This window comes from Algoriphagus sp. TR-M9 (assembly GCF_027594545.1).
GTDB lineage: Bacteria > Bacteroidota > Bacteroidia > Cytophagales > Cyclobacteriaceae > Algoriphagus > Algoriphagus halophytocola.
Genome location: NZ_CP115160.1, coordinates 4,074,610 through 4,100,076, shown reverse-complemented (window position 1 = coordinate 4,100,076; position 25,467 = coordinate 4,074,610). Strand labels below are relative to the sequence as shown.

General features: G+C 45.0%; 18 protein-coding genes. 10 read left to right on the top strand and 8 right to left on the bottom strand.

Translation table 11 applies throughout. The features are described 5' to 3' along the window. Nucleotides 1–71 precede the first annotated feature (71 nt). Nucleotides 72–2,879: a YCF48-related protein gene (locus PBT90_RS17505; RefSeq protein WP_270130383.1), complete on the bottom strand. Its 2,808-nt coding sequence runs from the start codon at nt 2,877–2,879 to the stop codon at nt 72–74. A gap of 406 nt (nt 2,880–3,285) precedes the next feature. Between PBT90_RS17505 and PBT90_RS17500 the strand changes: the two genes are divergently transcribed. From PBT90_RS17500 to PBT90_RS17460, 9 genes are all read left to right on the top strand, one after another. Next, entirely contained in the window at nt 3,286–3,942 is a 657-nt protein-coding gene (locus PBT90_RS17500; protein ID WP_264807792.1) for a Tll0287-like domain-containing protein, read from the top strand. 245 nt (nt 3,943–4,187) lie between these two features. After that, nucleotides 4,188–7,358: a SusC/RagA family TonB-linked outer membrane protein gene (locus tag PBT90_RS17495; protein ID WP_264807791.1), complete on the top strand. Its 3,171-nt coding sequence runs from the start codon at nt 4,188–4,190 to the stop codon at nt 7,356–7,358. A 12-nt stretch (nt 7,359–7,370) separates the two neighbouring features. Then, nucleotides 7,371–9,239 carry a RagB/SusD family nutrient uptake outer membrane protein gene (locus PBT90_RS17490; RefSeq protein WP_264807790.1) on the top strand — a complete coding sequence of 623 codons (1,869 nt, stop codon included), beginning with the start codon at nt 7,371–7,373 and terminating at the stop codon, nt 9,237–9,239. Between the two features lie 65 nt (nt 9,240–9,304). Next, complete coding sequence (locus PBT90_RS17485; RefSeq protein ID WP_264807789.1) at nt 9,305–12,661, top strand: VCBS repeat-containing protein; 3,357 nt, start codon at nt 9,305–9,307, stop codon at nt 12,659–12,661. Between the two features lie 48 nt (nt 12,662–12,709). Continuing rightward, entirely contained in the window at nt 12,710–13,660 is a 951-nt protein-coding gene (locus PBT90_RS17480; RefSeq protein WP_396127652.1) for a formylglycine-generating enzyme family protein, read from the top strand. 20 nt (nt 13,661–13,680) lie between these two features. Next, nucleotides 13,681–14,994: a Gfo/Idh/MocA family protein gene (locus PBT90_RS17475; RefSeq protein ID WP_264807788.1), complete on the top strand. Its 1,314-nt coding sequence runs from the start codon at nt 13,681–13,683 to the stop codon at nt 14,992–14,994. A 2-nt stretch (nt 14,995–14,996) separates the two neighbouring features. Beyond that, complete coding sequence (locus tag PBT90_RS17470) at nt 14,997–15,911, top strand: hydroxypyruvate isomerase family protein (protein WP_264807787.1); 915 nt, start codon at nt 14,997–14,999, stop codon at nt 15,909–15,911. 13 nt (nt 15,912–15,924) lie between these two features. After that, the gene (locus tag PBT90_RS17465; RefSeq protein WP_264807786.1) at nt 15,925–16,965 is read left to right on the top strand and encodes a YCF48-related protein; all 1,041 of its coding nucleotides are present in this window, start codon (nt 15,925–15,927) and stop codon (nt 16,963–16,965) included. A 135-nt stretch (nt 16,966–17,100) separates the two neighbouring features. After that, complete coding sequence (locus PBT90_RS17460; protein ID WP_264807785.1) at nt 17,101–17,835, top strand: 1-(5-phosphoribosyl)-5-[(5-phosphoribosylamino)methylideneamino]imidazole-4-carboxamide isomerase; 735 nt, start codon at nt 17,101–17,103, stop codon at nt 17,833–17,835. A gap of 60 nt (nt 17,836–17,895) precedes the next feature. Here the strand turns inward: PBT90_RS17460 and PBT90_RS17455 are convergent, their stop codons facing one another. Then, nucleotides 17,896–18,246, bottom strand: coding sequence for a hypothetical protein (locus PBT90_RS17455; protein ID WP_264807784.1), 351 nt, complete (start codon nt 18,244–18,246; stop codon nt 17,896–17,898). Between the two features lie 73 nt (nt 18,247–18,319). Between PBT90_RS17455 and PBT90_RS17450 the strand changes: the two genes are divergently transcribed. Beyond that, a complete protein-coding gene (locus PBT90_RS17450; RefSeq protein WP_264807783.1) occupies nt 18,320–18,658 on the top strand; it encodes a tRNA-binding protein in 339 nt (112 codons plus the stop codon). A 3-nt stretch (nt 18,659–18,661) separates the two neighbouring features. Here the strand turns inward: PBT90_RS17450 and PBT90_RS17445 are convergent, their stop codons facing one another. The 6 genes from PBT90_RS17445 to PBT90_RS17420 form a co-directional block, all read right to left on the bottom strand. After that, the gene (locus tag PBT90_RS17445; protein ID WP_264807782.1) at nt 18,662–19,477 is read right to left on the bottom strand and encodes an NAD(P)-binding domain-containing protein; all 816 of its coding nucleotides are present in this window, start codon (nt 19,475–19,477) and stop codon (nt 18,662–18,664) included. Between the two features lie 167 nt (nt 19,478–19,644). Then, nucleotides 19,645–20,271: a sterol desaturase family protein gene (locus PBT90_RS17440; RefSeq protein WP_264807781.1), complete on the bottom strand. Its 627-nt coding sequence runs from the start codon at nt 20,269–20,271 to the stop codon at nt 19,645–19,647. A 113-nt stretch (nt 20,272–20,384) separates the two neighbouring features. Beyond that, nucleotides 20,385–21,521 carry an N-acetyl-alpha-D-glucosaminyl L-malate synthase BshA gene (gene bshA, locus PBT90_RS17435; protein WP_264807780.1) on the bottom strand — a complete coding sequence of 379 codons (1,137 nt, stop codon included), beginning with the start codon at nt 21,519–21,521 and terminating at the stop codon, nt 20,385–20,387. Between the two features lie 215 nt (nt 21,522–21,736). Then, on the bottom strand, nt 21,737–23,455 hold the full coding sequence (locus PBT90_RS17430; RefSeq protein ID WP_264807779.1) for a GMC oxidoreductase: 1,719 nt from the start codon (nt 23,453–23,455) through the stop codon (nt 21,737–21,739). Further along, nucleotides 23,448–24,002, bottom strand: coding sequence for a gluconate 2-dehydrogenase subunit 3 family protein (locus tag PBT90_RS17425; RefSeq protein ID WP_264807778.1), 555 nt, complete (start codon nt 24,000–24,002; stop codon nt 23,448–23,450). The genes PBT90_RS17430 and PBT90_RS17425 overlap by 8 nt, the downstream gene beginning before the upstream one ends. 57 nt (nt 24,003–24,059) lie before the next feature. Then, nucleotides 24,060–25,463, bottom strand: a complete 1,404-nt coding sequence (locus PBT90_RS17420) for a sulfatase-like hydrolase/transferase (protein WP_264807777.1) — start codon at nt 25,461–25,463, stop codon at nt 24,060–24,062. Between the last annotated feature and the right edge of the window lie 4 nt (nt 25,464–25,467).

The window sequence follows — 25,467 nt, the reverse complement described above, 5'->3', positions numbered from 1 at the left end:
TTCTCAGGTCCTTGTTTCGTTTAGCTCTACTGGCAGGAAAGTGTAAAACACTCCAAGTAATTTACAATTCCTTACTCCACCAGCACCTTCCTGACCACTACTTCTGTTCTGCTTTCCAAATAAATCAGCAATATGCCTTTGGGTAGGTCGCTAAGCGTGATTTCTTCAGTGCCTGCTGCGATGGACTGGTCCACAATTTCATAGCCTATTGCATGGACTACTTTCAAGGAATTCCAGTTGCCTTCTCCTAGCTGTATTTTGACTTTTCCAGAGGAGGGATTGGGATAGATTGTAATGTTCACATCCGCTTTTTCCGGAACTGAGGTGATTACACTGACTTTTACGTTTAGCTGTTGGGATTCGCCCAGATCACATTCATTTTGAGCCGCTACCGTTAGAGTATATTCTCCTTCTACCTGCCAAAGTACCTTTACGCTGTTGGTGCCCTGCCCCTCCAGGATAGAGGCACTGGAACCGGATATTTCCCATTTGTAATTTACACCTTCTACAGCAGGTACGGTGTAGGTAGATTCCCATAGCCCCACCAGGTCTTCCCCGACTATGGCGCCGGGCTGATCAGGAGCTTTGTTCACGCTGATGGGTAATAGTAAAGGTGCAGCTTTTCCGCAGGAGTTTTCTAGCTGTACTTCCAGGTTTTGCTCCCCGGTTTGGTTCCATAGGATACCTACTTCAGCACTGCCTTGTCCTGTGATGATTTCCCCTCCGGAAACTTTCCAGGTATAGCTCACCCCCGGGAGCTCCGTCACTGTGTATGTGTTGGTCTCTCCTGCGCAGACAGCTCCATTACCTAGGATGGGGATTTCTCCATCGGGGATTTCTCCGGTGAGTACCTCCATGGCAGAGGTTTTTCCATTTCCACAGAAGCTTTGCCTGCTGACAAAGACCCCGTTTCTGCCTGGCCTTTGCCAGTGTACTTCTATCTGGGAAGTTCCCTGTCCGGAAATGATCTCCCCTCCATCTACTCTCCACACGAGCTCCGAACCGAGCACTTCACCGTCTGGGATCTCATAAGTACTGGTGCTCAGGCAGGTTTCTGGTGGACCGGAAATTTCTCCCAAAGCGCCCGGAGTGCTGCAGATATATTGAAGCAAAGTGCCGTCATCTCCCACGGCAAAGGCTGAGTTTGGATTCCCGGTACTGATTGCATGTAGGTTTCTACTGGTGCCAGAGGGCAGCTGCCTCCAGGTTTTTCCTCCATCATTGGTCTGCAGAGTGACTCCATTTTCTCCGGAAATAAATCCTATGGCAGTATCCCAAAAGTCCACGGAGGAGAAATCACTGGTGACCGCAGTTTGGATTTGCTCCCAGGTTCTGCCTTTGTCTTCAGTGCGTAGGATTACCCCATTTTCTCCTACCACTACTGCCTGGGTGGTGTCCAGTTTAGCAAGTGCGGTCAGGTTTTCATTGGTTATTTTGGGCAAGGTTTCCCATTCATTGCCCCCATTGGACCAACTGATATGACCGTTTTTGCCAATGGCAAATCCATATTGGAAGTCGAAAAACATCAGATCTCGCAGGTCCTCCTCGGTATTGGAAATAATGCTATTATCCCAGGTGGCGCCGGAGTCAAAAGAGCGGGTGATGTAGCCGTGGGTGCCCGAGGCGTAGATGACCGAAGTAGCAAATAGGTAAAAGCCGGTGATGGTAGCTGTGGTTTGAGCCGGAACTGCCACCCAACTGGCTCCGCTGTTTCCGGTGCGGTAAATCTTGCCGTTTTCCAGGCCTATATAGCCGAAAGAGTTGTTCCAAAAGTCCATGCCTTGAATGTCCACTGGCTCCGGAATGGGTCTGGGCACTACAGATGTCCCAGCATTGGAAGTGACATACACGGCTCCATTTTGTCCGGCAAAGTAGCCTAGCCTATCCGTTTTGAAATCTGTATAATGGAAGTTGTTTCGGATACCGGCCAAGCGCTGCGAATAGCTGCTCCCCGCATTGGTGGAGGAAATCAGGTATCCCTCCTGGCCTACGGCAAAGACCGCGTTGCTGCCTGGCTTGAATGCCAAACCCTTCAAATACCTAGTGTTTGTGGCGCCCAAGTTTGCTTTGCCAAAGCTTGCCCCTGAATTAGTAGATCTCAAAGCCGTGGCTTCTGTGCCTACTATCGTAATGATGCGGCTGTCCAGCGGGCTGATTTCTATTTTGTGCAGATCTGTACTCACCGGTGAAATGAGTGGTGACCAGGATTCTCCGGCATCTAGGGTTTTGAGAATAAGGCCTGCGTTTCCTGCGGCATAACCTATGAGGGAACTGGAAAAGCGGATGGCATTGAGATTTGTGCTTTGTCCGCTGCTGAGTGGAGTCCAGGTATTTCCCTGATCCACACTTCTTAAAACTTCTCCTGCATTGGCTGCGATGAATGCTGTATCGGCAGATGCAAAGTGGATGTCATTCAGGCTCTGGGTACTGCCAGAGTTTAGCTTTTGCCAGCTTTGCCCGGCATCTTCAGATCGGAGTATGATTCCCTGAGCGCCTATGGCCAGAAGCTTGTTGGATGAGATTCCGCTGATGCTTTTGAGGTCCAAGGCTGTGCCAGAATTAATAGTGGACCAGATTTTCCCTCCATCCCCGCTTCTGAGTATCAGTCCATTTTCTCCAACCGCGATGAGTTGGTTTTCAGTGATAAAAGTCAGATCTAATAATTTCCCCTCATAACTGACCTGCATTTCCTCCCAGGTAGTTCCCCCGTCCTGGGTGCGGATGATTAGGTTTTCGCCTACGGCAAAGCCCAGGTTTTCATTGATCCAGGTAATGGCTTCCAGATCAAGGCCCCAGCTTTGCATTCTGGTCCAGGTCTGTGCAAAAGACTGAAACGAGAGGAGAAATCCCAAAAAGAGCAGACCTAGGCGTTTTTGCATGGAGAAAAGTATTCAAGATCTAATATATTTCAAAATAAGTGAATTAGAGGAAGCTAAGGAAGTCGTTTATAAGTAAAACACTCGTTTTGCCTGCAGAAAAGTCGCAGATCCCCATTGAATCCTAAACCTATCATGATCTTATGCTGAGCCAAAGACTGGGTCAACTATCAATTGCCATGGTAAATCAGCTTTTTCATAGGGTGGAGATGTTAAAGATTTGTAGATTTGACTATACTTATATTAAATTATGGTTATCCGCTTTTTACCAGTAGCGAGAGAAATTATGGGTTAAGGTTTTTTTCTACGTGCTGTAGGCAGTGGACTGTTGTCGGTGGACGATTATCGGCTACTTTCCAGCCTCTTCTTTAACTACTGGCATCATTGCGGATAATCAGATCATTTTACTATGAAAGCTTCATTATCCATTATCATAGTTTTTGTAATAGCGATTTCCGGCTGTGGCCCTCGAGAGCGGGTTTCCAAGGAGGTTTTTGAAGCTGTAAATAAAAACATGGAGGTGAAAAAACTCTCGGAAGTGGAAATCACAGAGGAGGCTATGATCTGGGGGGATTCCATTACTCAGGCTGCTCAGGCCGCACTTATGGGCCAATTGAAAAATGCTGTGGCTGATCAAGGTCCGGATGGGGCGGTGGAATTTTGCAACGCCAACGCCACTCCTATAGTGAAGGAATTGAGTGAGCAATTCGGCGTAGAAATCAGGCGGGTTTCTACCCGGGCCAGAAATCCCAAAGATCTGCCTGATGAGGCGGAATTTCCGATTTTGGATGCCTATGCGTATAATTCTGAAAACGACATTCCAAACGAACCGAATATTCAAAAAACACAAAATGCTCAGGCTCTGTTATATACGAAGGCCATAGTGATCCCGAATGGCTTCTGCCTGAGTTGTCATGGAAATCCTGAAACCGAAATATCCAAATCCACCTTGGAAAAATTGAATGCACTTTACCCAAATGATTTAGCCAAAGGCCATAAAATTGGTGACTTACGCGGAATGTGGGCGGTAAGAATTCCAACTAAAATGATTGTTGGAAGGCTGTAATGGGAGGTTTTTGAAGGAATTTATCCCAATTTTTTTTGACCTAAATCAATTTTCAGCCTTTATGTTGATTTAGAAGAATCCTACTGTTTTTATCAGAATAATGCAATATTGTTCAATTCAGAACAATAATATCAGAAGGAATGGTCATGATTCAGTCATTTTTCAGCAATAAACAGTTTGCAATTGGTTTTAATTACCCTCAACTTCGAATGTTAATATTTATTAATAATAAACCTAAAATGCCAATGAGAAACTTTACTCAGTTTAAGCTGTGTGGCTTAACATTACTATTTTGCCTGGGCCTGATGAGCTCAGTGCTTGCCCAGACGAGGGAGGTGTCTGGTGTCGTCATTTCAGGCGAGGATAATTTACCTCTTCCAGGTGTATCTGTAGTGGTCAAAGGAACCACTGTAGGTGCCGTGACAGATATAGATGGAAAATTCTCTGTCAATGTTTCAGGAGAATCAGATGTGTTGGTGTTGTCTTTTATTGGCTTCACTACCATGGAAGTCCCTGTAGGTAATCGATCAACCTTTGATCTTACCTTGTTGCCGGATACACAATCTCTTGAAGAAGTGATTGTGGTGGGATATGGTGAGCAAAAGAAGGAGACCATCACAGGTTCCGTGGCTACCGTAAAAGGTAAGGAACTGACCAAGTCTCCAGCAATGAACCTGTCCAATTCCATCGCCGGACGTATGGCTGGGGTAGTAGCGGTAAACAGAAGTGGTGAGCCGGGATATGATGGTTCTGGTATCCGTATCCGTGGTTCCAATACCTTAGGTAATAATGATGCCTTGATTGTAATCGATGGAATTCCAGCAAGAGCTGGTGGGTTGGAGCGATTGAATCCAAACGATATTGAGAATATCTCCGTATTGAAGGATGCTTCTGCTGCGATTTATGGATCACGAGCTGCCAACGGTGTAATCTTGGTCACCACTAAAAGAGGTACTACTGGTAAACCAGAGTTGACCTTCCAGGTGAACCAGGGTTGGGCTCAGCCTACAAGAGTTCCAGATTTAGCAAATGCAGCGCAGTATGCTTCCATGCTGAACGACCTCAGTGTATATGAGCTTCCTACGGAGGAGTGGTCAGCAGCAAATGCAGCTTATCAGCAATCAGGTGAATATGTGCGGCCAGATGGATCTCTGAGATCTGCTCCTTATACTCCGGACGAATTGGAATTGTATAGAAATGGTTCTGATCCTTGGCACTATCCAAATACTGACTGGTACGGGGAAACGTTGAAAACCTGGTCACCACAGAGTAGGTATAATCTACAGCTAGTAGGTGGTAGCGAAAATGTGAAGTATTTGACTTCCTTAGGTTACCAAAACCAGGATGCATACTATAAGGATGCTGCCACTGGCTATAAGCAGTATGACTTCCGTATCAATCTGGATGCGAATATCAACGAGTATGTAAAAGTAGGATTGGGTATTATGGCCAGAGAGGAGTCTAGATTCTTCCCTACTGTAGGTGCTCAGCCAATTTTCCGTATGCAGATGAGGGGTAAGCCTAATCAGCCGGCGTACTGGCCAAACGGCCTACCAGGGCCTGATATTGAAAATGGACAAAATCCAGTGGTAGTAACCACCAATGCTACAGGATACGATCGTGATAAAAGAGATTACATTCAGACTACAGGTAACCTGGAAATCAAGATTCCTGGAGTGGAAGGTCTGAAGTTCACGGGTACTGCAGCCATAGATAAGTACATCAGAGCTACCAAAAGGTGGGAGATTCCATGGACTTTATACGAAATGGGTAGTGGATTTGAGGAGGATGGAGTGACCCCTGTATTGGTTCCTAGTAAAAGAGGTCCCGCAGAGCCTAGGTTAAGTGAGTCTACTTCCCAGCAGTTGAATATACTTCTAGGTGGTGTGTTCAATTATGATAAGACCTTCAATGACATTCATACATTGAATGTGGTAGCTGGTGTAAACCGGGAGACCATTGAGGGGAATGACTTCAATGCTTACAGACGGTTCTTTATTTCCCCGGCAGTTGATCAGATGTTTGCAGGAGGTGATTTGCAGAAGGATAATGGTGGGGGAGCATTTAACAGAGCTCGTTTGAATTATTTCGGTAGAGTTGCTTATAACTTCAAGGAAAAATACCTCGCTGAGTTCTTATGGAGATATGATGGTTCTTACATCTTCCCCGAGGATACCAGATTTGGATTCTTCCCAGGTATAATGTTAGGTTGGGTTGTATCTGATGAGGGATTCTGGCAAAACAGCCTAGGCGGTACCTTTGACTTCTTCAAAATCAGAGGATCATGGGGACAGCTAGGTAACGATCAAATTTTCTTTGATGATGAATTGCAAGAGTATCAATTCCTTTCCACTTATGGCTTTAGCTCTTACATCATAGATGGCGCTCAGACCAAGACCCTGTTCGAGACAAGAGTTCCCAACAATGCTATTACTTGGGAGATTGCTAATAATTCCAATATAGGTTTTGAAGGTCAGTTCTTGCAGGGCAAAATCTTCTTCGAATTTGATATGTTCTATAACAAGCGTACCAATATTCTTTGGAGAAGGAATGCCTCAGTCCCACAGACTACTGGACTTTCCCTTCCTGCTGAGAATATAGGCGAGGTTGAAAACAAGGGATTTGACTTGAATCTAGGTATCCGAGGTGGAAAAGGAGAATTCCAGTATTCTGCTAGCGTAAATGGTGGCTATGCCAAGAACAGCATTTTGTTCTGGGATGAGTCTCCAGGAGCACCTGATTGGCAGATGTCCACGGGTAGTCCTATGAATACAGGTTTGGTCTATCTGTATGATGGAGTATTCCCTGATCAGCAGTCTATTGATGCAGAAACCTTGGACTATACTGCTATCACCAATAACCTACGTCCTGGTGATATGAGATTCAAAGATTATAATGGAGATGGTGAAATCAACCAGCTTGATCAGGTACGTATGGATCAGAACAATATCCCTACCTTCCAGGGTGGGGTGAATTTCAGTGCAAACTGGAAAGGCTTTGATTTGGCCATTCTCTTCCAAGGAGCAATGGGAGCAAGACAAAATATCTCTGCTAACGAGTCAGGAAATATTGGTAACTATTTCTTAGATATCTATGAAAATAGATGGACTATTGATAATCCTAGCAGTGTACACCCTAGAATTGCCAATAGAAATGATCAATACTATTCCAGTGGAAATACGTACTGGTTTAGAGAAACAGACTACCTAAGATTGAAGAACTTGGAGATCGGGTATAACCTTCCTGCTCACATAACTGAGAAAGTTGGAATACAAAATGCTAGATTCTATGTAAATGGATTGAATCTACTCACTTGGGACAAATTGAAGATACTAGATCCTGAATCAAGTAGCGCCAATGGGCAGTATTACCCACAAGCAAGGGTACTCAACACTGGTCTTTCTGTTTCATTCTAAAAACCCGAAATAATGAAAAGAAATATAAAACACTTAGTAATAATGATTTCAGCTTGCTTTACCATAGCAAGTTGTAATGGTGACTTTCTGAATACAGAGCCACTAACTGAAATATCTGAATCTCAGGTATGGTCTGATCCAGCATTGGCAGAAGCATTTGTCACAGGAATTTACCAAGGTTTGGGAAATGGAGGCTTTAATGAAGAAATGTTGGCTTCTTTTACTGATGAAGCCATCTTTACTCACCCGGGAAGAGGTATTACTACGGTCACTGAAGCCAGAGTAAACCCTGCGGATGTTGGATGGAACAACACCGATAGAAGAACTTGGAACTGGCAGAGGCTTTACAGTTACATCCGTAGGACAAACTTGGCAATTGATGAGCTTTCTGAGCCTCAGTTCCCAAATGATGGGGGTATAGTAGACCGATTAATGGGTGAAGCTTTATTTATGCGTGCCTATTATTATCATGATCTCGCTAGGTATTTCGGCGGTGTACCGTTGGTAGAGCGTCCATATGAATTAGGAGAAGAGTCTTATACTTTGCCTAGAGCTACTTATGAAGAGACGATCAATTTTATCATCTCAGATTTAGATGAGGCAGCTTCTTTATTAGCTGGAAAGTCTATGGTGGATGGACGTACGTCAGAATTGGCTGCCTTAGCTTTGAAATCCAGAGTATTACTATATGCAGCTTCTGATCTACATGATGCACCTACTGCTCAAGCAAATTCATCGCTGTTGGCTGGATATGGAGATATTGGGTTACTTGCTTATACCAGTGGAAACCAGACTGAAAGATGGCAAAAAGCACAGGCTGCTGCGATGGAAGTGATCCAAAAAGGAAGCGGAAATCTTTATGGCCTGTCTGAGCCTGTATCACATGAAGAAGGTATACAAAACTATATCAATAATTCCCTTTCCAGAAATGGTGGAGAGAATGAGTTGATTTTTGCTAGGTACTTCATCAATATGAATCAGGAAGACGGAGGACGTCAGGGACTTTATAATGGTCCTAATGGCTATAATAACTGGGCAGGTAATACCCCGGTTCAGCTACTAGTAGATGATTATGAAATGATGGACGGTACCGAGTTTGACTGGTCAAATCCTGATCATGCCTCTAGTCCTTATGAAAACCGGGATGCCAGATTCTATGCATCTATTCTGTATGATGGTGCACAGTGGAAGCCCAGATCCACAGCCAATCAGCCTAAGGATCCACTAGGGCAAATCCAAACTGGAACCTATGAGGTAGTAGATGGATCTGGTGATATAGTCCCACATTTTGGATTGGATACCAGAAACAGTTCTATTGAGGACTGGAATGGTAGCTACACAGGATACTATGTACGTAAGTTTATAGATCCGGATCCGGCTATAGTAGATCAGAACACCTGGCAGGAAGTTCCTTGGCCATTTTTGAGATATACCGAAGCAGTATTGAATTATGTGGAGGCATCTTTGGAATTGGGTCAGGAAGACGTAGCCAGAGACTGGCTGAACCAAATCAGATTTAGAGTAGGGCAGCCTGCAATTACTGAATCCGGTGAAGCGCTGATGGAGCGCTATAGAAACGAAAGACGTATAGAGATGGCTTATGAAGAACAAAGATTCCACGATGTAAGAAGGTGGATGGTAGCAGAGGAAACCTTTGGTCGTCAGGCGAATATCGTTTCCATTACTGGTACATTGAAGCCAGGAGAAACGCTTTCTACCTACCGCTATGATCCTGAGATTTATGACTATGAATATGTGGTTCAGCCAATTGATCCAGGTAAGGAAAACCGACTATGGTTGGATAAGATGTATTTCACTCCTATTCATAGAGATGAGATGAATAGAAACTCAGAACTGATCCAGAATCCTGGATTTGAATAAAATGAAGCTTTATTAATTTTTAGTCTAAGCCACTCCATTTGGGGTGGCTTAGATTATTTTATAGCATGATGACCAGAAATTCCATTTCAGTAGTAATTTTCAGTTTCCTGATACTTTCCTGCTCCGGGCCGGATGATTCAGCAGGCACTTCCAGAGCTGAAAAATCCACTACCCCAGCAGTTTTTGAATTGCTACAGCCGGAGGAGTCCGGGATTACTTTTAGCAATCAGATTGAGGAAAATCTCAATCTCAATGTCCTGATGTACGAATACCTCTACAATGGAGGAGGCGTGGCTATAGGAGACCTGAATCAGGATGGATTGGATGATATATACTTTTCTGCCAATGTCAGCGGCAGCCAGCTTTACCTGAATGAGGGGGAGTTGAAATTCAAAGAGATCACGCAGCTCTCTGGAGTAAGCGGAAGAAACGGACCCTGGAAGACCGGCGTGGTATTCGTCGATATCAATGGGGACAATAAATTAGACATTTATCAGTGCTATTCTGGAAATCTGCCCCCAGAGAAGCGAACCAATCAACTTTTTGTCAATCAAGGGAATGATGAAAACGGCATTCCTATATTTGAAGAAATGGCAGCGCAATATGGGATTGCTTCTAGCTCACCCAGCACCTCGGCCAGCTTTTTTGATTTTGACCTGGATGGGGACTTAGACCTTTTTCTACTCAATCATAACACTAAATCCATTCAGAATCAGGATGTCAATTTGACCCAGGTATTGCTGAAGCAAAAGCATGAAGCCGGCCCCCAGCTTTTTGAAAATAAGGGAGGGAAATTTGAGGAAATTACCTTGCAGGCCGGTATTTCCAGTTCTAGCCTATCTTATGGATTGGGTGTGGCTATTTCTGATATCAATCAGGATGGCTATCCGGATATCTACATTGGCAATGACTACGCTATGCCGGACTATCTTTATATCAATCAGGGAGATGGTACCTTCCAAGACGAGATTTTAGACCGTATGGGGCATGTGTCACACTTTTCCATGGGAAATGATATTGCTGATTACAACAATGACGGGCTCCAGGACATCTTCACTTTGGATATGCTACCAGAGGGAAATGAACGACAGAAACTACTGCTGGCCCCTGACAATTTTGAGAAATTTCAACTGAATGTGGACCGGGGTTTCCATCATCAGTACATGCGAAACATGCTACAAGTAAATGCCGGAGATGGTACTTTTCAGGAGATCGGACAGCTGGCAGGGGTGTCTAATACCGACTGGAGCTGGGCGCCTTTATTTGCAGATTTTGACAATGACGGATGGAAAGACCTGTTTGTGACCAATGGTTACCTGAGGGATTACAATAACCAGGATTTTCTGAAGTACATGGACAATTACGTCCGCACTTCCGGAGGCAAATTGAAGCGTCAGGACTTGCTCAATATGGTGAAGAATATGCCTTCTTCGAATCTGACTAACTATATTTTTCAAAATAGTGCGGATTTGACTTTCCAAAACCAAACTTCCAGCTGGGGAATAGCCCATCCGGCCAATAGTAGCGGGGCAGCCTACAGTGATTTGGATAATGACGGGGATTTGGATTTAGTCATCAATAATATCAATCTTCCGGCTTTTGTTTATAAAAATCGCTCTGCTGAGCAGGGGAATGGCAATTATCTAAAAATAAAACTCAGTGGAGAAAATGGGAATTCCTATGCGCTGGGCGCCAAGGTGACCCTATATGCCGATGGGCAGATCCAGATGCTGGAGCAAAACCCTTATAGGGGATACCAATCGTCTATTTCTCCCATTTTGCATTTTGGGTTGGGAGAAACTTCTCAGATAGACTCCCTGAAAGTGTCCTGGCCAGGAGGCAAAGTCAGCCTGTTAAATGCTCCTTCTGCCAATCAAACCCTAGAGCTAAAGCAGGCTGATGCTGAACGCAAAGTTTATGAAACTGCCAAGGAAGCGACTTATCTGGCATTAGCAGGAGAAATTGAGCTTCCGCGAGGTCGTCAAATCAATGATTACAAGCGTCAACCACTGCTGATCAATCCAGTTTCCGGCAATGGAAAAGCCATGGTACTGGCAGATTTCAATGGAGACGGTAGGGAGGATTTATTTTTAGGTTCTGGCCCTGGAGTAAGTGCTAGTCTACAGTTTCAGGGGAGCAATGGTGATTTTTCTCCCGCTGAGTCCTCCGCATTTGCTGTTGCCAAAGATGCTGAAGACACCGAGGCCATAGCTTTTGATGCGAATGGGGACGGGTTTATGGATTTGTACGTCGCAAGCGGAGGAGTATATGACTATAATGTGGGAGATGAGGTGTTCCAGGATAGACTTTATTTGAATGATGGCAAAGGCAAGTTGAGCTTGAGCAGCAGTTCCATACCTACGGAGCGATTTCCTACTGGTACGGTGAGCGTGATGGATTTTAATTTCGATGGAAATCCTGACCTTTTCGTAGGGGCTAGGTTAGATCCCGGACAGTTCCCTACTTCCCTTGGAGCTAGAGTGTATATCAACGATGGTCAGGGGAATTTTTCTGATCAGACCAAGAGTTTGGCGCCTACATTTGTGAATCTGGGTATGCTGACCGATTCTGCAGTAGAAGATCTGGATGGAGACGGCAGGCCTGAATTGATCGTGTTGGGAGAGGCCATGCCCATACAGATTTTTTCCTTCCAAGATGAGCAGTGGAGGGAATCGACTTTGGATTATTTTGCCAAGCATGAATTTGGGATGTGGTATGACCTGAAACTTGCAGACTGGGATGGAGATGGACGAGTGGAATTGCTGGCCGGAAATCTGGGATTGAACTCACAGATCAAAGCCAGTGACACAGAGCCTGCGGAGATTTTGTATAAGGATTTTGATGGCAATGGCTCGGTGGATGCTTTCCTGGGGTATTACATTCAGGGTGAAAAATACCCTGCCGCCAGCCGGGATGAAATTCTAGGTCAGGTGCTTTTTCTGAAGAAGCGATACCTGGATTTCAAGTCCTTTGCCAATGTGAAAATGAACGAATTGTTTACAGCCAGTGAGCGCGAAGGTTCCAGTTCGATTTATATCAACAGGCTGGAGACCACTTATTTTGTGAGAAATCAGGAAGGAAAGTTTGAGGCTAGGGTATTGCCTATTCAGGCACAGATTTCGCCGGTGTACGCGGTAGAGTCGGCTGATGTGAATGGAGATGGAAACCTGGATATTCTGATGGGCGGCAATATTGACTATGGAAAATTATACTTTGGGAAATATGATGCCAATCAAGGGGTAGTTTTGCTGGGCAATGGAGCGGGTCAATTTACCCATGCGCCGAAGTCCAAAACCGGTCTCAGCCAGACAGGTACTATCCGAAAAATCACAGGATTAGGGGAGCGGCTTTTCTTTTATTCCAATGATTCGCAAGTAAGCATCTACACTTTCCATCCATCAAAAATGGAAAAGTTAGATTGAGTGATTTAACTATATTGAAAGCATAAAAATAAACCTCCAATTACGAGTATGACCTTAAAATACCTAGCTGCCAGCGCATTGATGCTGATGAGTTTTGATGTGAGCGATGCAGCTTTTGAAGCCTATACCCAGACCATTCCGGGGACGGAAGTCAGCTTTGGCATGACGCCGATTCCAGCAGGCACTTTTTCCATGGGATCTGAAAAGCATGAAGATGCCCAGCCCGTTCACCCGGTGAAAATAGACGCGTTTTGGATGGGAACACACGAGGTGACCTGGGATGCATTTGAGATGTTTTTGGACAAAAATTACGAGTTGGCGATCTCTGAAGGCCCCATTGAAGATCAGGTGGACGGCTTGACCCGGCCCAGTATTCCGTACTTAGATATGACATTTGGTATGGGCAAAGAAGGAAAGCCTGCCATAGGGATGACCCAATATGGAGCGATTCAGTATTGCTACTGGCTGTATTTGAAAACCGGCATATTCTACCGTTTGCCTACAGAAGCGGAATGGGAATATGCAGCTAGAGCAGGTTCAGAGACGGAGTATTTCTTTGGGACCGATGCTTCCCAAATGAATGAATATGCCTGGACGCAGGAAAACGCTGAAGAGACCACGCATAGTATTGGGCAAAAGAAAGCAAACCCTTGGGGGCTTTATGACATTTACGGAAATGTGCTGGAGTGGACTTCAGATCAATATGATCCGGCGTATTATGGAGTTTCTCCGGATGAAAATCCTACTAATCCATCTACTGAGCTCTATCCTAGAGTAGTTCGAGGTGGCAGCTATGATACGCCCGCAGCGGAGATCAGTAGCAGCAAAAGATATGTGACCACTGCAGACTGGAAACGTATAGATCCTCAGATTCCAAAAAGTCAATGGTGGTTTCCCGAAGCTCCATTTTTGGGCATGAGGCTGGTAAGGCCTTTGGATCCACCCAGTGAAGAAGAAATTCTGGCCTACTATGAGGCCAAACCCATAACCGATTATTAAACCTTAAATAACACTATACTATGAAACTCGAAAACTCCCGGAGAGATTTTATCAAAACCTCAGCTTTGGTGACTGGAGGCTTGATGACTTCTCCTTTCGTATTACCAGGTGCCTATGCGGCCCCTGCAAATGAACTGAAACTAGCTTTGATTGGATGTGGTGGCCGTGGTACCGGTGCAGCTTTTCAGGCAATGGAAACTGGCCATAACATCAAGTTGGTCGCCATGGCAGATGCTTTCAGAGATAGATTGGACAATAGCTATAACGCTTTGGTAGGAAAATATGGAGCTGAAAAAATAGCAGTTTCTGAAGATATGAAGCTGACTGGATTTGATGCCTACAAGCAAGCCATAGCTGAAGCAGATGTGGTGATTTTGGCCACTCCTCCGGGGTTCAGACCTATTCACTTTGAGGAAGCTGTGAAGCAAGGCAAGCAGGTTTTTATGGAAAAGCCGGTAGCTGTGGATGCAGCAGGGATACGAAAAGTACTAGCCGCTGCCGAAGAAGCCAAAGCCAAAAAACTCAATGTAGTGGTAGGTCTTCAGAGACATTACCAGGCAAACTACATCGAAACTATAGATAGGATCCACAATGGAGATATAGGGGAAATCATCAATGGACAGGTGTACTGGAATGATGGTGGAGTATGGGTAAGAGAGCGCCAGCCTGGACAGACAGAGATGGAATACCAAATGAGAAACTGGTACTACTTCAACTGGCTATGCGGAGATCATATCAATGAGCAGCATGTACACAATATCGATATCGCCAACTGGGTGAAACAGGGCTACCCTGTAAAAGCCGAGGGAACAGGAGGACGTCTAGTACGGACGGGTAAGGAAAATGGGGAGATTTTTGACCACCATGTGCTGACCTTTACCTATGAAGATGGCTCTGTGATTCATAGTGAGTGCAGACACTTCCCAGGAGCACAAAATAGAGTGGATGAAAGCTTCCAAGGAACCAAGGGAACAGCTTACCTGAGTGCAGGAAACCACGGGGTTTTGAAGGACTGGAAAGGCAATGTGCTCTATGAGCATGACCGTAAGAATCAGCCAAACCCATATCAGGTAGAGCATGATAAACTTTGGGCAGCACTATTCAACGGGGAGTACAAGTTTGCAGATGCAGAAAATGCTGCTAAGAGTACCATGACGGCGATTATGGGTAGATATGCGACCTATTCTGGCAAGCCTTTGACCTGGGATGAGGCTTTGAACGGGCAGGTAGATCTGATGCCGGAGACCTTTGCCTGGGATGCCATGCCTAAGGTCTTGCCTGGTGATGATGGCTACTATCCACATGCAGTTCCTGGTAAAACCAAAGTGATATAGTCATGGAAAGAAGAGGATTTATTAAGAAAGTTGGATTGGGAGGCACATTGCTTGGCGCATCTGGAGCCATGAGTTTTTCCTCCTTTGCGAAAGGAAAAGCGGAACCCACCTTCAATATGGATTTTGCACCACATTTTGGCATGTTCAGAAACTCTGCTCCTGGAGGGATTGTGGATGAGCTCAAATTTATGGCTGATCAGGGGTTTAGATCATTAGAAGATAACGGCATGCTGGGTAGGTCTGTGGAGGATCAAAACCTGATAGGCAAAACCCTGGAATCTCTGGGCATGAGAATGGGCGTATTTGTGATAGATGGAGGCGAAAACTGGAAGACTTCTCTGACCACGGGGAAGAAAGAACATGAAGATTTGTTTGTGGAGACTTGCAAAAAATCAGTGGAAGTAGCCAAGCGTGTAGGAGCCAAGTGGATGACTGTGGTGCCGGGTTACTTCGAAAGAAATCTACCTATGGGTGTGCAGACGGGCAATGTCATAGAAGCCTATAAGCGGGGAGCAGAGGTTTTGGAAAAAGAAGGGCTGGTGATGGTCATGGAACCGCTCAGTGATAATCCGGATTTATTCCTTCGCCATGCGGATCAATCTTATGCCATTTGCAAGGCAGTGGATAGCCCGGCCTGCAAGATTCTTTATGATGTGTATCACATGCAGCGTAACGAAGGTAATCTGATCGCCAATATGGAACGGACCTGGGAGGAGATTGCCTACATACAAATCGGAGATAATCCTGGCCGAAAGGAACCAACTACGGGAGAAATCAATTACAGCAATGTATTCAAATACATCCACGAGAAAGGTTACAAAGGCGTGATGGGGATGGAGCATGGTAATGCCAAACCGGGTGTTGAAGGTGAAAAAGCCTTAATAGAAGCCTACAGAAAAGTAGATGTAATAGTCTGACTTAATTAAATATATGATCAATAGAAGTTTACTGGCGCTATCAATTTTGATAGCGCTTTTTTCCTGCAATAGCAATTCTGCTCCTTCGTATTCAGAACAACCTTTGGGTTGGGAATTGAAAGAAACTCCTGTGAAGTCCTCCCTTCGTGGACTGTCTGCTGTGACGGCTGAGATTGTTTGGGCCAGTGGAAGTGGAGGTACTTGGCTGAAAACATTGGACGGAGGCGAGACCTGGGAGCATGGGGTTATCGCAGGACTTGACACCGTAGACTTCAGGTCCATTCATGCCTTTGATGCGATGAACGCCGTGGTGGTGTCTGCAGGGCAGCCGGCAGTCATTTACAAGACTAGCGATGGAGGGGCAAGCTGGGGTCTCAAATACCAAGAAGAAGATGAACTGGCATTTTTTGATGGGATAGCATTTCCTTCTCCGGATCTGGGCTATGTGATAGGAGATCCCCTAGAGGGCAAGTGGACGATTTTGAAAAGCGCAAATCAGGGAGAATCTTGGTACCCCATTGATTCCCTTCCGGTGGCTGAGCCAGGGGAGGCAGCATTTGCTGCCAGTGCTACTTCTCTGGTCGCAGCAGGAAACCAAATCTGGCTGGGCACTGGAGGGACTGCCTCTAAGATGCATTACTCATCAGATGGAGGCTCCTCTTGGACGCAGGTAAAATCCCCATTTGTACAGGGAGAATCATCTCAAGGAATCTTTTCCCTGGCTAATTTAGGTTCAGGTCAAATCGTAGCAGTGGGAGGAGACTACTTAGATGAGCCCATGCGAGAGGGAGTTGCTGCTAATTTTCTGAGTTCTACTGGTGAATGGGTTCCGGCACAAGAAGCTCCGGGAGGTTACCGGTCTGGAGTGAGTTATTTTTCTATGCAAAAATGGCTAATAGCAGTAGGTCCCGGAGGCTCTGATTATTCAAAGGATGGCGGCCTGACCTGGGAAGCATTTAGTGGAGAAGGTTTTCATGCAGTTAAAATGGGACAGGCAGACGGTTCAGTCTGGGCTTCCGGATCTGAGGGTAGAGTGGGCAAATTGTTATATTGAATGCTTTTTCTGGGTTGATTATCAGGATTGAATTTCAGCATTGATAAATTTTGCTGATGCACAGTTCTGGAAAGTGCCGATCTGTGTTATCTTTAGGTAGATTTGTAAACCCCAATTCACCTGAATTCTATTGAAATGTTTGAAATAATTCCATCCATCTGGTTGATTAACGGAAAATGTGTGCGACTCAAGCGGGGCGATTTTGCCACTGAGGAGGTGATTTCCACCAATCCATTGGAAATTGCTCAGGCGTTTGAATCTATAGGTATTCAAAGGCTACATCTGGTAGATCTGGATGGTGCCCGACGTGGTGAACCGAAAAATTACCATATTCTCGAAGCTATCACCGGATATACGAACCTTAAAGTGGATTTCACCGGAGGTGTCTCTACAGATGGAGACGTGATCAAAAGCTTTGAATTTGGTGCTGCTACAGTCACTGTGGGCTCAGCCGCTGCTAATCACCCTGAGCGATTTGCTCAATTCATCCTTTCCTATGGAAGGGAAAAAATAAACTTAGCTGCTGATACCAATCCGGCCGATCACAAAATTAAAATCAGAGGCTGGCAGAAGAAAACCTCCATAGATCTTTATGATCATATTGATTTTTTCTACCAGAAGGGGCTGAAGTACCTGAAAGTTTCTGATGTGACCCGTGATGGTGTCATGGAGGGACCAAATTTCGCTTTGTTCAGAGAAGTATTGGAGAAATTCCCTCAAATTCACCTAGCTGCCAGTGGAGGAGTACGGGGGATAGACGATTTCCGAAGACTTAGGGATATGGGCATACATGCTGCTGTTTTTGGCCGAGCCTATTATGAGGGCATGATTACGCTGGAGGACTTGTCAAGTTTTCTTTCAGAAGGATAAGGAAAAAAAAGAGAGGCTGAATTATATTTCAGCCTCTCTTTTTATAGGGTCAAATTGTTTTTAATCTGCTTTGAATTTATCTACGATGTAGAGGAAAATATTAAAGGATAAGGTGGAAGGTGCTGTCTCTGCTTTTTTTCCTTCTCCGCTCACTTGCGTTTCTTTCTTAGGTGCCGCAGGCTTGCTGCTTGTCACTGTAGCTGCTGCAGGAATACGAACATCCTGAACTTGCATATCACCATGGTCAGCTTGGTTTTCAAAGACTGGTCTGTCAATAGGCTTTTCCTGTTCCATCTCTGAATTTTCACCCTCGCTTTGAGCCATAGAATCTCCTGCGTACAAGCAAAAACCCACTACGGCTAAGCCGAGTAATGCCTGTTTCTTAAAAGGAAATTTTGTTATTTTAGCCATATCTGAAATGAGTTACCTTTAGGGTTACGTTGGGTGCTTTGAAAGGTTCCTAAAATTAGGAAAAAAAACGACTATGCAAACGATTGAGTACAAAGAATTTGGCAATATAGAATTACGCGTAGGCACCATTAATCGGGTGGAAATATTCGAAAAGGCGCGGAAACCCGCCTATAAAATATGGGTGGACTTGGGACCAGAAATCGGAGTGAAAAAATCCTCTGCGCAGGTTACCGCCAATTATTCACCTCAGGATTTGCTAGACAGGCAAGTAGTCTGCGTTTGTAATTTGGCTCCCCGTCAAATCGCTGATTTTATGTCTGAAATTCTGATTACAGGATTTGAAGACGAGCAGGGAGCCATAGTACTGACCACGGTAGAAAGGCCAGTACCGAATGGCTCTAGGCTGTACTAAGAATTACATAGAATAAGGGAAATCCAGCGGGTTTGGATACTCAAATTCAAATCCGCTATCTAGGATTTTCTGTCCCGAGATCAAGCGGTCTTCTTCATTCCTCTCGTTTTGATAGCTAGCCGGGAGCTGCAGTCCTAGATCGGAGGCATTTTTTTCGTAGATGTCTTTTCTGAGCGAATGTACTGGCGCTACCCCATTGAAGGTTTGGTTCCACAGCTCATTTTTGATTACCCAGAGAAGCAGTCTGGCTGCGTCATTTCTGTAGATAAAGTTAACACGGGTATGGCCTGCTACGTTTTCTTTTCCTGCTGCATATTTACCAGGAATTCTATCATCGCCCAGTAATCCTCCGAAGCGTACAATGGTGAGGTCTCCATGCCCCTTAAAGGTCTGCTCGCCTTTAAATTGAGTCCGGTTTCCGGTGTTTTCCAATGTAATATCTTCCTCTTCCTGATAGGCTTTCGATCGCCCTGCCTGGGGGTAAACTCCTGTGCTGGATACAAAGACTATTTTTTTAATGGAGGACTGTTTTACTATACTTTGTAAAAACTTGAGTTGCTCCAGGTAGAGTTGTCCATCTGTAGATCTTGTTTTTGGAGGGATATTGACGACCAAGATTTCACTATCAAACAGCTGTTGAAATCCCTTCCCTTGGGGAAAGGGTACCAAAGCAAAATGTATGGCTTTGATGCCCTGTTCTTTGAGTTGTAATTGTTTTTCGGCAGAAGTGGTGCTGCCTATTACCTCATGCCCGTCTTTCTGAAGCAGCTTTGCCAATGGTAAACCTATCCAACCTAAACCTATTATTGATATTTTCATCTGTTTACAATTTGTCTTTCAAAGGTCATAACCTGTCCCGTGACGAAGGAAACGGGATTGAATCTCGCCTAGGAGATAATCATCTCAGTGTCTTACATTTTCCGAAATGCTTGATTTCATTGTTTTTTCATAAAAAAAACCTCCTGAAAATCAGGAGGTCAAGTTTCTTAGTCTCGCTTGGGTACCGTGCCGAGTATATAGTCCCAAAGTGGTGTGCTCACCCCAAATGCTACATCAGGATCCTTATAGTGATGAATGGCATGGTGCACCCAAAGTACTTTCATGAAGTTTTTTGGTGGTTGTACAGCATGTACCAAATAGTGAATTCCTAAGTAAAGTGCATAGCCGAAAAGGAAACCAGGCAGGAAATAAAACGCCAAATCTCCCATAATCAGTTTAAAGACTAAATAGAGAATAGCAGCATAGGCAGCACTTACAAATGGTGGCATGGCTAGTCTGTCTTTGTCCTTTGGGTAATCATGGTGTACACCATGTACAGTGTATTGCAGTTTGTCCTTGATGGGAGTATTTGGTTCCATGTGGAAGAAGTGCTTGTGCATCATGTATTCTACCAGGGTGAACCCAATATAACCAGTGACAAATAGCAGAATCGCGGTACCCACACCCACACTGGTTTTTTCTATGCCAAAATACACGGATACACAGCCCAAAATGATGAACATGGCGATAGGCATCCAAATGGGGGTACGTGTAATTCTTTCGAGAATAGGGTTGGAGAACATTTGGGCGGTCCCGTTATTGTCCGGTTTATCCAATCTTCCAATCTTTTTCATAAGCTTCTAAATAATATTCTTCAGCTCCCGGCTTAAACTCAGGAGTATTTTACAAAGATAAAGCAAAACTGTGTTTTGTCCCTGCAAATTTAATGACAATAATCATGCAATGATCAAATCTGTGCCATTGTGGACTCAATAGTCTTTTGATAATAAGATACATAGAGGGGCAGTACCTCCGAGATGTCAAATTCTTTTGCTCTGGCAAGTGCATTTCGCTTAAAGGTAGCCAGGTGGGCATCATCCAATATGTGCAGGGCTTTCTCCTTCATCCCATGGATATCCCCTATTTTACAAACAAAACCGGTCACTCCGTCCACGTTTAATTCAGGAATACCCCCGGCATCAGATGAAAGAATAGGTACTTCGCAGGCCATGGCCTCTAGTGCAGCCAGACCAAAACTTTCTTTCTCTGATGGCATCATGAATAGGTCTGCCACGGATAGCACTTCTTCTACCGCATCTAATTTGCCCAGGAACCGAACGTCATCGCAAGTACCGAGTTCTCTGCACAGCCTTTCCATTTTGTCCCTTTCCGGACCGTCCCCCACCAGTAGCAGTTTTGCAGGAATCTCTTTTCTAACCTCGTAAAAAACCCGAATGACATCTTCTACGCGCTTTACTTTTCTGAAATTGGAGGTGTGCACCAGTAGTTTTTCACCGTTTGGGCAGATGGCAAGTTTGAAATGTTCTTTTTTCTGCCGCTTAAATCTCTCCAGGTCAATGAAATTTGGTATCACCTCGATTTCCCGTTGGATGTCAAAGAAGGCGAAAGTCTCTTTTTTCAAATCTTCGGATACCGCCGTAACTCCATCTGATTGATTGATGCTGAATGTCACTACGGGCTCATAGCTGGGGTCTTTTCCTACCAGGGTAATGTCCGTACCGTGAAGTGTGGTCACTACTGGGATATGAATGCCTTCAGTTTTTAGTATTTGTTTGGCCATATAAGCCGCGGAGGCATGCGGGATGGCATAGTGCACATGCAGTAAATCCAGCTTCTCGTATTTCACCACACTGACCATTTTGCTGGCCAGCGCCAATTCATACGGAGCATGTTCAAAAAGCGGATAACTTTTGATATCCACCTCATGGTAATATAGATTTTCGCTAAAAAAGTCTAATCGGGTGGGCTGCTTGTAGGTGATGAAGTGAACTTCATGACCAATTTTTGCAAGACCTTTTCCCAGTTCTGTCGCTACTACTCCACTACCTCCAAAGGTCGGGTAGCAAACAATACCTATCTTCATAATTTTGTTGGGCTGGTTAATTAACCTGATTTTTAACACGTATTAGCCCCTCTTTTGTTCAAAATGGATGTTATTTAAGTGATTAATAAAGAGTTTTAAGCGAAAAGCACTGAAAACCAAGTGTTTTGGAATTTTAGTTCTTACCAGTGAAAACCAAAAAACCCTTTGGAACACATATTTTCCAAAGGGTCTCTACCAATCAAATGCCTACTCAATTAGCCTTTTTTACTTTCATTAACGGCATGATGGGCAGCTCTGGCTGCGAAAGCCATATAAGTCAAGGTAGGGTTCTGGGTGGAAGTAGAAGTCATACAAGCTCCATCCGTCACATACACGTTTGGCGCAGCGTGAAGCTGATGATTTCCATTGAGCATGGAGGTTTTTGGGTCCTTGCCCATGCGTACCCCGCCCATTTCGTGGATGTCCAGGCCAGGGGTTCTGTGGTCATCGTTGACCCGGATATCAGTGAATCCTGCTTTTTCAAACATTTCTGAAATCTGCTCCTGATAATCGATGACCATTTTTTCGTCATTGTCATCGTAGGAGACATTGAATTTCATTGTAGGTAGCCCATAAGGATCCAGCTTGTCCTTATCCAAGGCGATGAAATTGCTCTCTTTTGGAATAGTCTCGCCCATCATGTGCGAACCTACTCTCCAAGGACCGTCCGGGGGCGTAGGATTGAGCATATTTTCTTTCAGATCCATTCCCACTCGGGCATCTGCTACGTATCCTCTTCCGCGATAAGCGCTGAAACCACCGGCGTAGCCACGTAGGAAATCAGTTTCCTGTTTTTTTACATTTCTGAATCTAGGAATGTAGCCGCTAGTAGGTCTTCCTCCCGTGGTAGTATATTCCATAAAACCCTCATAGGATGCATTGACCTGCGCACGGTAGTTATGGAAGGCAAAATATTTGCCTAATACCCCACTGTCATTTCCCAGACCATTTGGGAATCTGGAAGACACGGAGTTCATTAGTATCAGGTTGGAATTGATGGCTGCGGCATTTAGGAAAATCACGTCGGCATAAAATTCCTCCATTTCCTTGGTATGTGCATCGATTACACGTACACCTGTTGCTTTGCCCTTTTCATCATCATAGATGATGGAGTGGACCACTGAGTCAGGTCTCAGTGTTACATTTCCGCTTTTGAGAGCCCAAGGTATAGTCGATGAATTACTGCTGAAATATCCTCCAAATGGACAGCCTCGCTGGCAAAGGTTTCTGTTTTGGCAGAAAGCCCGGCCCTGAGCCGTAAATTGCTCATGGGGGCCATTGATGTGCGCACATCTGGCCGAGATCATGTGGCGTTCGTTGCCGTAATTCTCTTTCAGTTTCTGTGCAAAGTGCTTCTCTACTATGTTTAGGTCATAGCCAGGTAGAAATTCCCCATCCGGCAATACATCCAGCCCATCTTTATTTCCTGAAACGCCTGCAAACTTCTCCACATGGCTATACCAGGGAGCGATGTCCTTATAGCGAATCGGCCAGTCGACTGCAAACCCATCTCTGGCCGGACCTTCAAAATCATAATCGGACCAGCGCTGCACCTGTCTGGCCCAAAGCAGGGATTTCCCTCCTACCTGGTAGCCTCTGATCCAATCAAACGGTTTTTCCTGGATATAGGGCTGCTCATCATCTTTGACGAAAAAGTGCTCACTATCTTCCCCAAAAGCATAGCATTTGGACACTATGGGGTTTTCATCTATCACCTCCTGTGGCATTCTGCCCCGGTGTTTGAACTCATAGGGAAGCATATTGGTCGTAGGGTAATCCTTAAGATGCTCTACGTTTCTTCCACGTTCCAATACTAAGGTTTTCACGCCTAGATCACCAAATTCCTTGGCTGCCCAGCCTCCGCTGGCACCTGATCCGATTACGATGGCTTGGTAGGTTCTTTCTTGCTTATTTCGAATGTTTAGATTAGCCATTGATGCGCGGTTTTTGGGTCTCTGAAATCAAAGCGGCACCATTGTACCTGCCGGGAATAAGTGAGTAAGGGATGATTTCGGTTTGGATGTACTCGGAGGCCATATAGCCTTGCATGGTAAATCTTTTGGTAGTATTCAAAAAGTAGGAAACAGCTCTATTGTCCTCGCCTTCTAGTTCCAGGCCATTCTGAATCAAGTCTTCTTTTTGACGGGCTTCAAGGTTTTCAAATTTAGCCCCAGCAGATTTTTTAGCATAGGCAGGGAAGGCAGCAAGGCCTTGTGAAAAAAGCTCTTGATCTTCCTTTTTCATGCAGTCATTGACCATTACGAGAATAAAGTCCTGCACTTCCAGGTCTAATGCGCCTTTGAGCTCACCGGAAGGAATGATGGTGTCTGATAGTTGACCCAAAAGTTGTTTCTGGGAATTGGTGACTTTTAGGTTATCGTATGCTGCCAGGATATCATCTGAGCTGAAATCACAGGATGGAATCAAAGCAAGACCTCCGGAAATCAGCGCCAGGTGCCTGAGTGCGATTCTTCTATTCATAGGTTTGATTAGGTAATGGGTTTTTCAATCGAAGGGCCAATGTAGCCATATTGATGCTTATTTGCCATCATTATTTAATCGACTTTCCAAGATTGGAGCAAGCCAATCCTCGTGGAGTTGAAGGAGTTCGGAGACTACTTCAGGATGTTTTTGGGACAGATTGCTGGATTCCGTGCTGTCCTGTTCCAGGTTGACGAGATAGAGTTTGTCCTCCTCTGTAAAAGTCAGCTTTTGGCTTGGATCCCGCGGATTTCCCAGGAGTTTCCAAGGTCCTTTACGAACTGCCCATGCTTTGTTTTCATTTTCCGGAAAGCCCGTAGCCCAGTGCATCACCTCATGAGGAGAAGCTGCATTGTCATAAATCACATTTCTTAAACTCAATCCACTTATCTCTGTAGGGTTAGGGATTGTTACCTCTGCCAGATCCGCCAATGTAGGATACCAATCCACACTTCCTGCCCACTGGTTTCTCACTGCTCCTTGGGGTAGATTTCCTCCGGGCCAAGAAATGATTGCCGGCACCCTGATTCCTCCTTCAAGCATACTGAATTTTGCTCCGTTGAAAGGTCCGGCATTGCCCCCGCCGAAATAAGCACGGGACTCTGTGCTGTGTCCATGATCAGATTGGAAAACGACGATGGTGTTTTCTAATTGCCCTGTAGCTTCTAAATGATCCAGTACATTTCCGACCAGCTCATCCACTGTAGAGATAAAAGCCGCATATTCTCTCCTTGGGCTCGGTAGATCTTTGTAATGTTCCAGCCAGCTAGGGCGCCCTTGGTAGGGGTAATGCGGCATATTGATGGCCCAATAAATGAAAAATGGATCCGCTGAAGACTGGGTAAAATTCTTCACTTCATCTACCATCAGGTCTCCAAAGAATTCTCCCGGACGGTAGATTTCTTGATCATTTTGGTAAAGATCATGAAGGTTTGGTCCGTCCCAAAAAAAGAAATGGGAATAATTATCTATGCAGCCTCTTTGGTGCCCAAAGAAATAATCGAAGCCCTGGCCATTAGGGAGCTTATCGGGACTGTGTCCCAGGTGCCATTTACCGATATTGGCAGTGTTATATCCGGCAGATTGGAACATCTCAGCCATGGTGATCTGCTCCGTTGGCATGCCTGATTTTCCTTGCGGATCATTATCCGGAATATCTACATTGCCAAATAAGCCTGCGTCGAAATTGTATTTGCCGGTCAATAAGCCTGCTCTTGACGGTGAACAGACCGGAGCAGCCGCATAAAACTGGGTAAAACGAACGCCTGAATTTGCTATGCGGTCCAAGTTGGGTGTGGCCAGGTCGGTGGAACCGTAACTGTTCAGGTCCAAGGTGCCCTGATCATCCGTGAGGATCACCAGGATATTGGGTTTGGAAGGGGTGGAGGAGGTTTCTTCTTTTTTGGCACAGGAGGCCATCAGTATAGAAACTCCCAAAATTATAGAATAATGAAATTTCATTGGG

Bases quoted from the DNA above. Each gene is read 5' to 3' on its own strand.
- PBT90_RS17505 (WP_270130383.1), bottom strand. From the start codon at position 2,879: ATGCAAAAACGCCTAGGTCTGCTCTTTTTGGGATTTCTCCTCTCGTTT.
- PBT90_RS17500 (WP_264807792.1), top strand. From the start codon at position 3,286: ATGAAAGCTTCATTATCCATTATCATAGTTTTTGTAATAGCGATTTCC.
- PBT90_RS17495 (WP_264807791.1), top strand. From the start codon at position 4,188: ATGAGAAACTTTACTCAGTTTAAGCTGTGTGGCTTAACATTACTATTT.
- PBT90_RS17490 (WP_264807790.1), top strand. From the start codon at position 7,371: ATGAAAAGAAATATAAAACACTTAGTAATAATGATTTCAGCTTGCTTT.
- PBT90_RS17485 (WP_264807789.1), top strand. From the start codon at position 9,305: ATGATGACCAGAAATTCCATTTCAGTAGTAATTTTCAGTTTCCTGATA.
- PBT90_RS17480 (WP_396127652.1), top strand. From the start codon at position 12,710: ATGACCTTAAAATACCTAGCTGCCAGCGCATTGATGCTGATGAGTTTT.
- PBT90_RS17475 (WP_264807788.1), top strand. From the start codon at position 13,681: ATGAAACTCGAAAACTCCCGGAGAGATTTTATCAAAACCTCAGCTTTG.
- PBT90_RS17470 (WP_264807787.1), top strand. From the start codon at position 14,997: ATGGAAAGAAGAGGATTTATTAAGAAAGTTGGATTGGGAGGCACATTG.
- PBT90_RS17465 (WP_264807786.1), top strand. From the start codon at position 15,925: ATGATCAATAGAAGTTTACTGGCGCTATCAATTTTGATAGCGCTTTTT.
- PBT90_RS17460 (WP_264807785.1), top strand. From the start codon at position 17,101: ATGTTTGAAATAATTCCATCCATCTGGTTGATTAACGGAAAATGTGTG.
- PBT90_RS17455 (WP_264807784.1), bottom strand. From the start codon at position 18,246: ATGGCTAAAATAACAAAATTTCCTTTTAAGAAACAGGCATTACTCGGC.
- PBT90_RS17450 (WP_264807783.1), top strand. From the start codon at position 18,320: ATGCAAACGATTGAGTACAAAGAATTTGGCAATATAGAATTACGCGTA.
- PBT90_RS17445 (WP_264807782.1), bottom strand. From the start codon at position 19,477: ATGAAAATATCAATAATAGGTTTAGGTTGGATAGGTTTACCATTGGCA.
- PBT90_RS17440 (WP_264807781.1), bottom strand. From the start codon at position 20,271: ATGAAAAAGATTGGAAGATTGGATAAACCGGACAATAACGGGACCGCC.
- bshA (WP_264807780.1), bottom strand. From the start codon at position 21,521: ATGAAGATAGGTATTGTTTGCTACCCGACCTTTGGAGGTAGTGGAGTA.
- PBT90_RS17430 (WP_264807779.1), bottom strand. From the start codon at position 23,455: ATGGCTAATCTAAACATTCGAAATAAGCAAGAAAGAACCTACCAAGCC.
- PBT90_RS17425 (WP_264807778.1), bottom strand. From the start codon at position 24,002: ATGAATAGAAGAATCGCACTCAGGCACCTGGCGCTGATTTCCGGAGGT.
- PBT90_RS17420 (WP_264807777.1), bottom strand. From the start codon at position 25,463: ATGAAATTTCATTATTCTATAATTTTGGGAGTTTCTATACTGATGGCC.